The following is a 12593-nucleotide window of genomic DNA, read 5'->3' on the forward strand; positions in this document are numbered from 1 at the left end:
CTTGGGGGTTTCGAGCTTGTCCATCGTTCCTCCAACGGGTGGTGGGACCTTCAGCCGCGCGATCGCGCGTGCCACCCATGAGAACACCGGTTGGAGATGGCCATCAATATCGTCGTTTGTAGATTTTCCAATATTGGGGGTACCGGTCGGCCGCCACCTGTGGCGACGCCAACCCGCAGTCGGTTTCCCGACAACCATTCCCGCACGTGGCCGAAATTTCAAGCCAGATCCGGATAACCCCGCTCAGAAGTAGGTCTCGATGACGTCGAGCACGCGGTAGCCGTCGTCCACCACCGGGATCGCACGCCACTTGTCGAAGGCCGTGCACGGGTGCGAGATGCCGAAGCAGACAAGCTCGCCCGGCACGGCCGACAGCCCGCGCAGGTGGGCATGCTGATCACTGAGTCGCTCGACGAACGCGGGCCCGTCGGCCTCGCGCGTCACGCCGTCGAGGCCGCGCACGCGCAACGGCACGGGCAGGCCCGAATCGTGCGGCACGTCGCGGCGGCCCGCTCCCGCGATGACCACCCCACGCTCGGGTGCGGACAGCACCTGGGCCCAAACCTCAAGCGCGGCAAGCAGTGTGCCCTCATCCGGTACCCGATGGAACGGGCTTGAATCGGCATAAAGCCCGTGGTCATGGGTGATGTAGCAGCCGCTGCGCAGCACCAGCCGCTCGGCGACGCCGGTCAGGCGTTCCACCACGAGGTCGAAAAAGGCGCTGCCGCCCGCGCTGACGATCGGCCCGCCGATGGCTCGCGCCGCGTCCGCCATCGTGTCGAGGTATTCGGCTACACCGTCCAGATCAGACAGCAGGCCCTCAAACCCGGACACCCCGACGACCTCCACGCCGGGCAGCGACGACGCGGCCCGCGCCACGGCGACCGCCTCATGCACCGTGCGGCAGCCGGTCCGCCCGCCGGGGAATCCAATCTCGACAAAGACCCGCGCCGGAACACCGGCCGACTTCAGCGCGGCCACGCCCGCCAGAGAGTCCACATAGGAGTAGAACTCCCAGTCGAGCGACGCGGCCCAGCGCAGGACGCGCACATCGAGCAGCTCATTGGCGAGCAACACCCTTGGCACGCCGAGCTTGCGCATGATGAGCGCCTGGTTGGGCGTCGCCGCGGTGATGCCCCACGCACCGGATTTCAGCTGGGCATCGATCAGCGTGGGCGCCATCGTGGTCTTGCCGTGCGGGGCCAGCTCGACGCCGTGCCGCGCGCAGTAGGCCGCCATCGTGGCCAGGTTGTGCTCGATGGCCGGGCGTTTGGCGACCATCACCGGCCAGCTGAACGGCCCGTCAAACAGGTGCCGGCCGATGACCGCGGCATCGTCGCCATCACCGTCCGGCAGCCAGAAACCCTTGGCGCGCCAATCGATTTTCAGCAATAGTCGGTCCCGCCCAGGAAACTGGTCTTGAGGTAGTTCGCCTCGCCGGCGATCATCGCGATCACCTTCTTGCTGTCGTCCAGGTCAAACATCATGCCCCGGCCGGTGTCCGTCGTCACCAGGTACGCGGTGTGCGGGCCCTGCGTGAGCTCCTGGCCGATCGGGCCGTAAATCGACGACACCGACGCGAGCGTCATGCCGACCCAGGCACCCGACGGTGTGGGGATGGTGGTGGAGCGGTTGATGACGATGTATATCTTGCCGTCCGGGCGGAAGGACATTTGAATATCCTTCCAGGCCCCCTTCCCCTTCGCCGTGGTGTTGGCCGCGCACGTCTCGCCGCCCGTCTTGATCTCGTCGAGCTGCGGGCGCAGCGCCTCCAGCGCGGCCCCGATCCGGTAGGGCCCCGCGCCCTCGACGGTGAAGTGGTTGGGCTCCGCGGTCGCGCTCGGCGCCCCGGACGGCGGCGCGGTGGCGGCGGCCGAACCGGTCGGAAGCGCCGTGGTCGGCGATGGTTGGGTGAGAACCGGCTCTTTCTTGTTGCACGCCGCCGAGCCGACCAGCACCGCGGCGACGAGCACGAGCAGACCAATGCGCTTCATGACCATTAGTGGAGCGTATCGGAGCCCGGTCCGCAGTCCATTGCCCGACAGGGCCGGTTTCCGCGCCGGTGGCGATGGGTAAGCGCTCGCATGGCTATCGGTCGATTCTTTGCTGTCCTATTTGGAGTCAGGCCGCACCTGCGTGAGCTGACGCGCGAGGCCCAGGACTGGTATGCGCGCGAGTGGCTCGCGCTGCAGGCGCGGTTCGCCGACGCGCCCGCCGAAACCCTGGGCGCCGCCGACGAACTGGTCTCGCGCCTGATCGCCGACCGCAGGGCCGGCCACATCCGCCAGGACGCCGACTATCGTGCGGCGCACGACATCGCGCGCCGCCGCGACGCCGGCCCGGCCGAGCGGAAAAGGGCCATGAGCCGGTTCCACACCGTGGTGTCCGAGTTGCTGATCTAGGTTTGTCGCAGGTCAGAGGCGGGCACTTCAGGGACATGCCGCAGGAAGCATGGAGCAACAAGCGAGAGCGACAATACGAGCACATCAAGGCGAGCGCCAAGCAGCGCGGCAAGTCCGAGGACACCGCCGAGGAGATCGCCGCCCGCACGGTGAACAAGGAGAGGGCCCGCTCCGGCGAGGCCCGGACGTCCAGCCGCCTGTCCCGCGAGGACATGCCCTCCGGCAGGCGCGGCGGCATGCGCTCGCACACCGGCGAGGGCGGTCGTACCCGCGATCAGCTCTACGAGGAGGCCAAGCGCAAGAACATCCGCGGCCGGTCCAGCATGACCAAGGCGGAACTCCAGCGCGCAGTAGATCGATGAATCAGATGATGTCCCACGTGCCCCAGTGCCGGGCCAGGTCGTCGAGCAGCCACGGCGCCGCCGTGAGCACCATCAAGTCCTTTGCCCTTGACCACATGGTGGATCAAAGATCGCCCAGTCCACACAGCACCGCCGATCCGCTCTAAACTTTGCGTGTGACTGAGGACTGGCCGGCCAGGGTCAGACGCCTAGAGGAGGAGGTAGCCGGGCTGCGTCGTGCCATGCGCACGCGCGGCCTGATCGAGCAGGCCAAGGGCATGCTCGCCGAGCGCCTCGGGTGTGACCCGGAGAGTGCCTTCGCCGTGCTCTCCGCCCAGTCGCAGCAGACCAACGTTCCGCTGGTGCAGATCGCGGCCGACCTGGTGGCCGCGATGCCCGCCGACGTGCCCCGGCCACCCGCCGAGCTCGCGCTGGGCTCCGCGCAGAAGAGCAACGGGGCCGCGGGCGAATTCGAGCTGCACGCCGTCACGGAGCTGGACCGCAGGCGCCACCCCCCGGCGCTGTCCGCGACCGCCAACCGCAACCTGCGCCTTTCCATCGCCGCGCTCGACGCCGCCGCCGACGTCGACGAGCTGGCCCGCGCGATCGTGACCGTGGGCATGAAGGACCAGCCCGAGCCCGCCGCCGCGGTGTGGGCGACCGAGCCCGACGGGGCGCTGCTGCTTGTCGGCTGCCACGGCTGGCCCGCGCAAGCGATCAGCGAGTGGCGGCGGCTGCCCTCATCCATCCAGACCGCCGTCGGGCACGCCGTGCGCAACGGCAAGCCGGTCCTGCTCGACCGGGGCTCGGCGCACGACTTCGTGCTCATCGGGCCGACCGGTGATGTGCGGCTGGTGTTCCCGCTCGTCAGCGGCGGGCGTGTGGTCGGCGCGTTCCAGTTCGCGTGGCGCTCGACCCGCCGGTCCGGCGAAGCCACCCGGCTCTACCTGTCACACCTGGCCGTGGCCGCCGCCCGCGCGCTGACCCGGCTGTGGCCGGGCGCGGCCACCGGCGCGCCCACCGAGCTCGACTGGGTGCGCGCGGTGCTGGACGCCATGCAGAGCGGCGCGCACCTGCTGACCCCGGTCCGCGGCGCACAGGGTGAGATCCTGGACTTCATCATCGAGGCCGGCACCCCCCACGTCCCCGCGGCCGAGGTGGGCCGGCGGCTGCTCGACGTCTATCCCCACCTGGCGGCCAACGGCGTTTTCGCGGGCTATGTCGAGGTGCTCACCGACGGCACCATCTGGCAGCGCGAAAACTCCGTCGAGGAGACCAACGCCAATGGGCGCAAGCGCACCATCGTCGCGAGCCGGCGGGCGAGCCGGGTCGGCGGGGCGGTGCTCGCCACGTGGGAGCGCCTGGACGAAAGCATCAGCCGCGACCGGCATCTGGCGCGGCTGGAGGCCTTGGGTGGCTACGGCTGGGCCGAATGGGATCTCAACACCGGCGACGCCCGCTGGTCCCCCGGCATGTACCGCTTGCTGGGCAAGGATCCGGGCCGCGAGCCCATCCCGTTCGAGTCGATGATCGACCTCGTCGAGCCGGTGGACCGCTCGCGGATGGAGCGGTTCGCCGCGGAGGCACTGTCCGGAAGGGACTCCGTCGTCGACGTCCGGGTCAAGGTGGGCGACGATGTGCGATGGCTGCGCATGTTCAGCGAGGCGCTGGAGCGCAAGGCGGTGCACCTGCTGGCGCAGGACGTGTCCGACCGCTACGCGCGCGAGCAGCACCTGCGCAGCATGCAGTCGCGGGCGGCGGCGGGCCGGCTGCGCCTGGCCTCCCAGCAGGATCTGACCGCACGCCTGGTACAGCTGCTGTATCCAAAGGAGACGGTGTCACTGTCCACCGAGCAGGCCGTGGTGCTCGGGCGGCACGTGCTGTCCGAAGGGGACCAGCCCCTGCGGGCCGACTTCTGCGACGCGCTGCGGCTGCCCGACGGCGGGCTGCTGATGATGGTCGGCGACATGTTCGGGGTCGGCCTGTCGGCGGCCGCGACGGCCGTGCGGCTGGTGCGCCCCGTGAGCACGCTTGCCATCGCAGGCCTGCCGCTGCCGCGGATCCTCGAGGTGCTCAACACCGACCTGCGCAGGGATGAGGATCCCTCACTGGCCAGCCTTCTGCTCGCCCGATTCGATCCACTAACGGGTGAATTCGCATACGCCTCCGCCGGCCATCTTCCACCGATCTGGCTGCGCAGCGACCTGAGCATGCCGCGGCTGCTCGCCGGCGGCGTGGGCCCGGCCCTCGGTCTCATCGAGGATCCCAAATATCACCAGGCCGATGTGGAGTTGCTGCCCGGCGACGCGGCCGTCTGCTACACCGACGGAGTGATTGACCAGCGGGCCGTCAACCCCCTGATGTCACTGGCGACAGCGCTTGCCAGTGCTTACCGCAGCGGTGGTTCGCAGGCCCTGCTGGAGCTCGCGATCCCGCGTAATACCGAGGAAGCATGCCTCTGCCTGCTGGAAGTGCGCGGTTTGAAACATCCACAAAGCGGGTAGTTGTCCATAACGTGAGGAAAACACTAGAACAGCTCCCTGAGAGCGCAGAGGATCCCTCAAGTCCGTTGAAGATCGCCCTCGTGGCGCCGCCGTACTTCGACGTGCCGCCAGCCGCCTACGGCGGAGTCGAGGCGGTCGTGGCGGACCTGGCCGACGGCCTGGTCGAACTCGGACACGACGTCCGCATCATCGGCGCAGGACGCAAGGGCACCAAGGCCAGGCTGATCCGGGTCTGGGACAGGACCATCCCGGAACGGCTCGGCGACCCGTTCGCCGAGGTCATGCACGCCATACTCACCCGGCGGGCAATCGAGGACCTCGCGATGGCGGGCGACGCCGACGTGGTGCACGACCACACCTTCAGCGGACCGCTCAACGCGTCCATCTACGCCGAGCTCGGCCTGCCCACCATCGTCACCGTGCATGGGCCGCCCCACCTGCAGGTGCGTGGGTACTACCGGGCACTCGGGACGGAGATTTCGCTGGTGTCGATCAGCCACCGCCAGCGGAGCCTCGCGCCGGAGCTGAACTGGATCTCCACGGTGCACAACGGGCTGCGGTCCGGATCGTGGCCGTTTTCGCGGACCAAAGCGGGATACGCCCTTTGGCTTGGGCGCTACCACCCGGATAAAGCTCCACATCTCGCCCTGCAGGCATGCCATGCGGCGGGGATACCGCTCATCCTGGCCGGCAAATGCGCCGAGCCGGCCGAGAAGCGCTATTTCACCGACGTGGTTGAACCGTTACTGGGTCCGGACGATAAGGTCATGGGGTTGGCCGACGCGATACTCAAGCGCGAGTTGTTGGCCAACGCGCGATGCCTGCTGTTCCCGGTCCAGTGGGAGGAACCCTTCGGCATGGTCATGATCGAGGCGATGGTCTGCGGCACACCGGTGGTCGCGCTGCGCAACGGCGCGGTGCCCGAGGTGATCGCGCACGGGCAGACCGGGCTCATCTGCGAGGAGCCGGCACAACTGCCCGACGCACTGCACGCGATTTCGGCGATCGACCCTATCGAGTGCCGCGCCCATGTGGAGCGCAACTTCAGCGCGCAGAAGATGGCCGCGGGTTACGCCCGCAGCTATCGCAAGGCGCTGGCCAGGACCAAGACCGTCGCGACACCGACCGCGACAGCGGCCCTGGTGGCCAATAGCAAATGACAACCCCGACACCTTTCAATGCCGGCGAGCCGGTGTCCCTCACCTCCGGCCGCGATGTGGTGACGATGGTGGAGGGCACGACCTTCTGCATCAGCACGGCTACGGGAGACATTGAGACCGGGCGTCCGCAAGGGCTGTTCTTCCGCGACACGAGGTTCGTGTCCGGTTGGCAGCTCCGCCTCGACGGGCAGCCGGCGCAGGCGCTATCAATCGTGGATGGCCAGGGCTATACCGCTCGATTCGTGCTGCGCCGGCCGCCCGTCGCGGGCCAGGCCGACTCGACCGTGCTGTGCGTGCGCCGCCGCTACATCGGCGAGGGCATGAAAGAGGTTGTCACGCTGAGCAATGTGGGCCGCGAGGCCACGCTCGTGCGGGTCGAGCTGTCCGTGGCCTCCGACTTTGCCGACCTGTTCGCGGTCAAGGAGGGCCGCGCGAGCCACGGCGAGGCGCAGAGCACCGCGACCGCGGTCGACCTCACGTTCGTGCGCCGCGATGGCTCCCGCGCGCTGCTCGTCTACGCCGACCGCGAACCGCACGCCCAGCCGGGCCAGCTGAGCTGGGAGGCGGTCATCCCCGCGCGGCAGCAGTGGGAGGTCACGATCAACGCGCAGCCGGTGATCGAGGGGCGGCGGGTCGAGCCCAGGTTTCGCGACCAGTCGGTGCCCGCGAGCCAGGGCAAGTCCGCGTGGTTCGCCAAGGCCGCCTCGGTCAAGACCCACCACTCGCTGCTGGGCCAGGTGCTGCAGCAGAGCCTGCACGACCTCGACGCGCTGCGCATCGAGAGTCCCGACGATCCGCGCCTGGTGTTCCTCGCCGCCGGCGCTCCCTGGTTCATGACCCTGTTCGGCCGGGACAGCCTGCTGTCGGCCTGGATGACACTCCCGCTTGACCCGCGGATCACCTTCGGGACGCTGCAAACCCTTGCCATGCTTCAGGGCCGGGAGCTCAACCCGCACAACGAAGAAGCGCCCGGACGCATTCTGCACGAGTCCCGGCTGGGCCCGGACAGCGCGACGGCGCTGGGCGGCCAGCACTACTACGGCACGATCGACGCCACGCCGCTGTTCGTCGCGCTGCTCGGGGAGGCGTGGCGGTGGGGCGCCGACGAGTCCGAGGTCCGCGAGCTGCTTCCGGCCGCCGACAAGGCACTGTCGTGGATGGACAATTTTGGCGACCGTGACGGTGACGGATTCTTGGAGTACCAGCGCGCCACCGACCGTGGGCTTGCCAACCAGGGCTGGAAGGACAGCTGGGACGGGATCAACGACGCGTCCGGGCGCCTGCCCGACCCGCCGATCGCCCTGGCCGAGGTGCAGGGCTATGCCTATGCGGCGTGGCTCGCCCGCGCGGAGCTCGCGGACGCGTTCGGCGAGACCAGCATCGCCGAGACCTGCCGGCACCGCGCCGACAAGCTGCAGCAGCTGTTCGCGAGCCAGTTCTGGCTGCCCGAGGAGGGCTACTTCGCCGTCGCGCTGGACGGGCAGAAGCGGCCCGTCGACGCCATGACCACCAACGCCGGGCAGTGCCTGTGGACCGGGATCGTCAGCGACGAGCACGCCGCGATCCTCATCGAGCGGCTGTCGCGCCCCGACATGGACACGGGGTTCGGGCTGCGCACGCTGTCGGACCGCATGAGTGCGTACAACCCGATGAGCTACCACAACGGGTCGGTGTGGCCGCACGACACCGCGCTGTGCATCGCGGGACTCATGCGCTATTCGCATCTGCCCGGTGCCGTGGAACTCGCGCACCGGCTCGCCGAGGGTCTGCTGCGCGCCGGGATCGCGTTCGGCGGGCGCCTGCCGGAGTTGTTCTGCGGGTTCTCCTCCGAGGCGTTCACCCCGCCCGTGCCCTACCCCACTTCGTGTTCCCCGCAGGCGTGGGCAAGCGCCGCCCCCTACATGCTCGTGCGGGCGTTCCTCGGGCTGGATCCCCATGTGCCGCAACGCAAAATCACGGTGCGTCCGCACCTTCCGGCGGCGTGGGGCTCGCTGACTCTGGACCGGTTGCGGCTGGCCGGCCACTCCATCCGAATCGGAGCGACCGGCCAGGCCGTGCATACTATCGATGTGCCCGCGGGATGGCGCGTGGTGCGCTGACCGCCCTACTCCTCGGCGAGCAGCATCTCGCGCAGCTGCGCGAAGGCACGTGCCAGCAGGCGCGACACGTGCATCTGGGAAACGCCGATGAGCGCCGCTATCTCCGACTGCGTCAGGTTGTCCATGAAGCGCAGCTTCAGGATCTGACGCTCCCGCTCGGGCAGGCGCCCGACCACCTCACGCAGCGCCATGCGGTCCGGAACCAGCTCAAGCTGGTGGTCTGCCGCGCCGACGAGCTCGCCGAGCTCGGTGTCGTCGCTGCCCGGTACCACATCATTCAACGAGCGCGGCGCGTAGGCACCGGCACATTGCATGCCCTGCAACACATCCTCTTCTTCCACCCCGAGATAGTCGGCCAGGTCGGCGGCGGATGGCGTGCGCTGCAACTCCTGGCTCAGCTGCGGCACCGCTTTGGCGATGCGCAGATGGAGCTCCTGCAGTCCGCGATTGACCCGCACCGTCCACCCGCGATCGCGGAAGTGGCGCTTGAGCTCGCCGAGCATTGTCGGCACGGCGTAGTGCACAAAGTGGACGCCGCGATCGGCGTCGAAGCGGTCGACGGCCTTGATCAAGCCGATCAGGGCCACCTGCATGAGGTCATCGAGCTCTTCGCCGCGCCGCTGGAATCGCACCGCGACCCGGCGGGCCAACGGCGAGTAGGCCTCGATGGCCTCGTCGCGCAGACGAGCACGCTCAGGGTCGCCCGGCTCACACCGGCTCATCGCCATGAGGGTCTCGAAAGCAGCGTCGTCGATCTCGAACGGTTGATCTTCCTTCACGTCGGTCGTTACCGACGAAGTGGTTTTGGAAACCATGAACGGTTCACCTGCCAAGGGCGCACTAAGTCGCACTGGCTAGTGCCCGGCTGCTGGAGCACCTAGAAAGACTTGCCATGTGGCTGTCTAAGCCGACAGCTTACCCTGCTACCCGCGTCCACACAACTTTGCCCGAACCGGTGGCCGAACTGCCCCAGGCGTCGGACATGGCATCCACCAGTTGGAGGCCGAAACCGCGCGGGTCTTCGCCGAGCGAACTGGGCACATGCCCGGCGCCGTCATCGCGCACACTGAGCTCAAGACCCCGCCCGTACCGCCGCACGGTGACCGCGAGGCTGGTGTGCGCATGCGTGACCGCGTTGGCCACGAGCTCGGAGGTCAGCAGCTGCGCCAGCCGGGCCGGGCGGGTGAGCCCCCAGCGGGCGCACACCTGCGCCACGAAGACCCGCGCCCGGCTGCACGAGTCGGCGTCGGGCGGCAGCGCCAGCGACTCCCGCTCGACAGGTTTCGCACCCGCCCACACCTGCCTGGCCGCGGCCAGCGACGGATAGGCGGGAAGCGTGCAGTCATTTGGGGAGCCACACAGATAGGCCGGCACACCGGGCCAGCGGGCCGCATCGGCGAACACCTCGCGCACCCAGTCCAGGTGCGCGCAGTCGTCGATGGCCAGCCCGCCGCAGTCGAGCAGGAGCACGGCGGGCATGTCGGCGAGGCAGCCGCGCAGCACCCGCTCGGCCTCGCGCGCCTCCCGGCCCGCCAGCCGCCCGGTAAGCTCGACGATCGCCGCAGGCTGCCGCTGGACCACCCGGCACGTCACACTGGACACGTTCACTGGCCCAGATACTAGTGACACGTCGCAAGCCTCCGCAGCTCGAGCCGGGGGAATCAGACCGACTCGATCCATACCGCCGTGCCATACGCGCATATCTCATTCCAGCTGTCAGAGACGCCGCGGTGGTCAAACCGCATGGCCACGACGGCGTTGGCGCCCATCCGCCAGGCGTGCTCCATCATCTGATCGACGGCGTCCAGCCGGCAGTGCTCGAGCAGGTTGCGCCGTTGCTCCGGTGCGACGCTGCGGCCGTCCTTAGTGGACTTCAAACCCTGGGCATAGGGACTCTTCGTGCATGCGGCGACGCCGACGACGGGGCCAAGGACCTTCTCGACCCTGTAGCCCGGCATGTCCTCTGTCGTCGTCACCAGGACATTAGCCATGGTGGAAACCATCCTTGCGTGGTACCCGAGCGGTAAATGCGGTAAACGCGACACGAAGGCCCGCGGCGCCATCGCCACGGCCCGCATCCGATGTGGTCGGTGGCCCATGCGGCCCGCAACCGACATTGAAAATGGTTATAGATATCTGCTGTATCGCTTGACGCTCCAAGGAATGCAGGGAATCAAGCGTAACCGGACATGACTGGGCCCGTGGCGGGTATGACGAAACCAGCACTTGGAGGTGATCTGGATGGCAAAAGTCATCAGCGAACTCATGACCCCCGACCCAGTCTGCCTCACCGAGAACGCCACGGTCGCGGAGGCGGCCCGGCATATGCGCGACTACGACATCGGTGACGTGCTGATCACCAACGATCGCGGCCTGAGGGGCGTGCTGACGGATCGCGATATCGTCATCCGCGCGATCGCGACCCAGCGCGACCCCAACACGACCCTGGTCTCGGAGATCCTCAGCGCGGATCCCGTCTGCCTCAAGCCCGATGACTCGGTCTCCAAGGCGGTCGAAACGATGCGCCGCCACGCGTTGCGCAGGCTCCCGGTCTGCGAGGGTGAACGCCTGGTGGGTATCGTCTCGATCGGCGACCTGGCCATCGAGCAGGATTCCCGCTCCGCGCTGGCCGACATCTCGGCCGCGCCGGCCAACCACTAGAGGTGAGAACGATGTCCGCGACGACTATCGCGGCCATGCTCGACCGCATCTTCGCCGGGGCCGAGCAGATCAACCCGGAGGAGATGCACCGCCGGGCGATTCTGGCCGAACTCCCACCGACGTTCGTGAAGGCCATCGATGAATTGCCCGAGGGCCTTTACGGGCGGGCAGAGGCACACGAGGCGCTCGATCCCGGACAGGGCATCGATCCGGCGGAGCTGAGCGAGGCCGACCTCATCCGCGAGATGGAGAGCCTCGGCCAGACGCGCGCCGACACGATCCAGCACGGGTCGTGGCCGGCGCTCGCCCGGCACACCACGCGAATGATGGAACTGGAAAACGAGTACCTGCGGCGCCATCCGGAGCGCGATATCGATGAACGGCGCACCCGCGAAGGGGCGCGGCGATAATTTGCTCCTGCTTAAGCAAGTCGCAGGCGGATCGCTCTAGGTTGGCGTCCCGCAGATAAGCGGATGATGAGTCAGATCGCCAGCTGGACCGGGACTTCGTACATGGGCGCGATCGGCGTCACAGTCGCGAAGCCCTGGTCCAGCAGGGCCATGTCGGTACCCGGCTCGTGCCTGACCTCTCGCTCCTCCAGCGCGGTGCGCGCGAACCCGATCCCGCGCTCGGCGATGCGCATCTGCACCTGACCGAACCCGCCCAGGGTCGCCCGGCGCAGGCCCACCACCCGTTCGGATGGCACATCGGGCACGTTGACGTTGAGCACGGTGGATGCCGGAAGCTCCTCCAGCATCGGCACCAGCTGCGGGACCAGCGCGCCCGCGCTCTCCCAGTGTCTGCGGCCGTTGGGGTTGATGCCCCGGATGTCCAAGGAGACGGCCATGGCCCGGCACCCGTTGACGGCGCCGGTGAACGCGGCCCCTACGGTGCCCGAGTGCAGGATGGCGTGGCCGGCGTTGGCGCCCGCGTTGATGCCCGACAGGATGAGGTGTGGCGGGTCGCCGAACGCGCCGCGCGTGGCCAGCAACGCGATCAGGCCGGGCGAACCGACGACGGCGAACGCCTTGACATCGTCCAAACCCGACAGGTGGCGCTCCTCCATCATTATCCGGTCGTTCTCCGCCACGGCCGAAATCGAGGCGCTGCTTCCGCTCGCCTCCCGGCTCGGCGCGGCGACCACCACGTCCAATCCGGACTTCCGGGCGGCGCGCGCCAGCTCGTGCAGGCCGGGCGAGTCGATGCCGTCGTCGTTGGTGATGAGTGCGAGCGTCATGATGTTTCCTTCAATGGCGTGAGGGTCACGCGTTCCCATAGCGTGGCGATGACGTCGGCGCGGCCCGTGCCAAGGCCCCGCCGGGTGACGTTGACGGCTCCGGCGGCCGCGCCCGTGCGCACGGCCGTGGCCATGTCGCCGCCGTGCGCGAGGACCGCGGCCACCCCGGCCGTCATGGAGTCGCCGGCG

14 protein-coding genes are annotated in these 12593 nt (G+C 68.6%); 7 read left to right on the plus strand and 7 right to left on the minus strand.

Going from position 1 to position 12593, the window contains the following annotated elements; translation table 11 throughout:
* Nucleotides 1-243: 243 nt before the first annotated feature.
* Nucleotides 244-1392, minus strand: a complete 1149-nt coding sequence (locus DM816_RS20415; RefSeq protein ID WP_246002072.1) for an alanine racemase — start codon at nucleotides 1390-1392, stop codon at nucleotides 244-246.
* Entirely contained in the window at nucleotides 1386-1994 is a 609-nt protein-coding gene (locus DM816_RS20420) for a hypothetical protein (RefSeq protein ID WP_162907654.1), read from the minus strand. Before DM816_RS20420 ends, DM816_RS20415 begins: the two co-directional genes overlap by 7 nt.
* A gap of 90 nt (nucleotides 1995-2084) precedes the next feature.
* On the opposite strand from DM816_RS20420, the gene DM816_RS20425 reads away from it, so the two are divergent.
* The 5 genes from DM816_RS20425 to DM816_RS20445 all read left to right on the plus strand — a co-directional run bounded on the left by DM816_RS20425 (nucleotide 2085) and on the right by DM816_RS20445 (nucleotide 8506).
* Entirely contained in the window at nucleotides 2085-2402 is a 318-nt protein-coding gene (locus tag DM816_RS20425; protein WP_117211930.1) for a hypothetical protein, read from the plus strand.
* Between the two features lie 35 nt (nucleotides 2403-2437).
* On the plus strand, nucleotides 2438-2764 hold the full coding sequence (locus DM816_RS20430; RefSeq protein WP_117211931.1) for a plasmid stabilization protein: 327 nt from the start codon (nucleotides 2438-2440) through the stop codon (nucleotides 2762-2764).
* A gap of 155 nt (nucleotides 2765-2919) precedes the next feature.
* The gene (locus tag DM816_RS20435; protein ID WP_162907655.1) at nucleotides 2920-5247 is read left to right on the plus strand and encodes a SpoIIE family protein phosphatase; all 2328 of its coding nucleotides are present in this window, start codon (nucleotides 2920-2922) and stop codon (nucleotides 5245-5247) included.
* Between the two features lie 65 nt (nucleotides 5248-5312).
* Complete coding sequence (locus DM816_RS20440) at nucleotides 5313-6407, plus strand: glycosyltransferase family 4 protein (RefSeq protein ID WP_246002073.1); 1095 nt, start codon at nucleotides 5313-5315, stop codon at nucleotides 6405-6407.
* Nucleotides 6404-8506: an amylo-alpha-1,6-glucosidase gene (locus DM816_RS20445; RefSeq protein WP_117211933.1), complete on the plus strand. Its 2103-nt coding sequence runs from the start codon at nucleotides 6404-6406 to the stop codon at nucleotides 8504-8506. The genes DM816_RS20440 and DM816_RS20445 overlap by 4 nt, the downstream gene beginning before the upstream one ends.
* A gap of 5 nt (nucleotides 8507-8511) precedes the next feature.
* On the opposite strand, the gene DM816_RS20450 is transcribed toward DM816_RS20445, so the two are convergent.
* The 3 genes from DM816_RS20450 to DM816_RS20460 form a co-directional block, all read right to left on the minus strand.
* Entirely contained in the window at nucleotides 8512-9321 is an 810-nt protein-coding gene (locus tag DM816_RS20450) for a SigB/SigF/SigG family RNA polymerase sigma factor (protein WP_117211934.1), read from the minus strand.
* Between the two features lie 100 nt (nucleotides 9322-9421).
* Nucleotides 9422-10114, minus strand: coding sequence for an ATP-binding protein (locus DM816_RS20455; RefSeq protein ID WP_117211935.1), 693 nt, complete (start codon nucleotides 10112-10114; stop codon nucleotides 9422-9424).
* A gap of 53 nt (nucleotides 10115-10167) precedes the next feature.
* A complete protein-coding gene (locus DM816_RS20460; protein ID WP_162907656.1) occupies nucleotides 10168-10497 on the minus strand; it encodes a YbjQ family protein in 330 nt (109 codons plus the stop codon).
* Nucleotides 10498-10747: 250 nt separating this feature from the next.
* On the opposite strand from DM816_RS20460, the gene DM816_RS20465 reads away from it, so the two are divergent.
* Nucleotides 10748-11167 (plus strand): CBS domain-containing protein, encoded by a 420-nt coding sequence (locus tag DM816_RS20465; protein WP_117211942.1) that lies wholly within the window; start codon nucleotides 10748-10750, stop codon nucleotides 11165-11167.
* 11 nt (nucleotides 11168-11178) lie between these two features.
* The gene (locus DM816_RS20470; RefSeq protein ID WP_246002074.1) at nucleotides 11179-11577 is read left to right on the plus strand and encodes a DUF6158 family protein; all 399 of its coding nucleotides are present in this window, start codon (nucleotides 11179-11181) and stop codon (nucleotides 11575-11577) included.
* A gap of 71 nt (nucleotides 11578-11648) precedes the next feature.
* Here DM816_RS20470 and surE read toward each other — a convergent pair whose 3' ends face one another.
* The gene (gene surE, locus DM816_RS20475; protein ID WP_117211937.1) at nucleotides 11649-12404 is read right to left on the minus strand and encodes a 5'/3'-nucleotidase SurE; all 756 of its coding nucleotides are present in this window, start codon (nucleotides 12402-12404) and stop codon (nucleotides 11649-11651) included.
* A partial coding sequence (locus DM816_RS20480) for a PfkB family carbohydrate kinase (protein ID WP_246002075.1) occupies nucleotides 12401-12593 on the minus strand: 193 nt, incomplete at its 5' end. The genes DM816_RS20480 and surE, both read right to left, overlap by 4 nt.

This window comes from Allorhizocola rhizosphaerae (assembly GCF_003426775.1).
Classification (GTDB): domain Bacteria; phylum Actinomycetota; class Actinomycetes; order Mycobacteriales; family Micromonosporaceae; genus Allorhizocola; species Allorhizocola rhizosphaerae.

Excerpts from the sequence above, each read along its gene's own strand:
- surE (WP_117211937.1), bottom strand. The coding sequence starts at position 12,404 with ATGACGCTCGCACTCATCACCAACGACGACGGCATCGACTCGCCCGGC.
- DM816_RS20445 (WP_117211933.1), top strand. The coding sequence starts at position 6,404 with ATGACAACCCCGACACCTTTCAATGCCGGCGAGCCGGTGTCCCTCACC.
- DM816_RS20450 (WP_117211934.1), bottom strand. The coding sequence starts at position 9,321 with ATGGTTTCCAAAACCACTTCGTCGGTAACGACCGACGTGAAGGAAGAT.
- DM816_RS20460 (WP_162907656.1), bottom strand. The coding sequence starts at position 10,497 with ATGGCTAATGTCCTGGTGACGACGACAGAGGACATGCCGGGCTACAGG.
- DM816_RS20470 (WP_246002074.1), top strand. The coding sequence starts at position 11,179 with ATGTCCGCGACGACTATCGCGGCCATGCTCGACCGCATCTTCGCCGGG.
- DM816_RS20420 (WP_162907654.1), bottom strand. The coding sequence starts at position 1,994 with ATGAAGCGCATTGGTCTGCTCGTGCTCGTCGCCGCGGTGCTGGTCGGC.
- DM816_RS20465 (WP_117211942.1), top strand. The coding sequence starts at position 10,748 with ATGGCAAAAGTCATCAGCGAACTCATGACCCCCGACCCAGTCTGCCTC.
- DM816_RS20425 (WP_117211930.1), top strand. The coding sequence starts at position 2,085 with ATGGCTATCGGTCGATTCTTTGCTGTCCTATTTGGAGTCAGGCCGCAC.
- DM816_RS20430 (WP_117211931.1), top strand. The coding sequence starts at position 2,438 with ATGCCGCAGGAAGCATGGAGCAACAAGCGAGAGCGACAATACGAGCAC.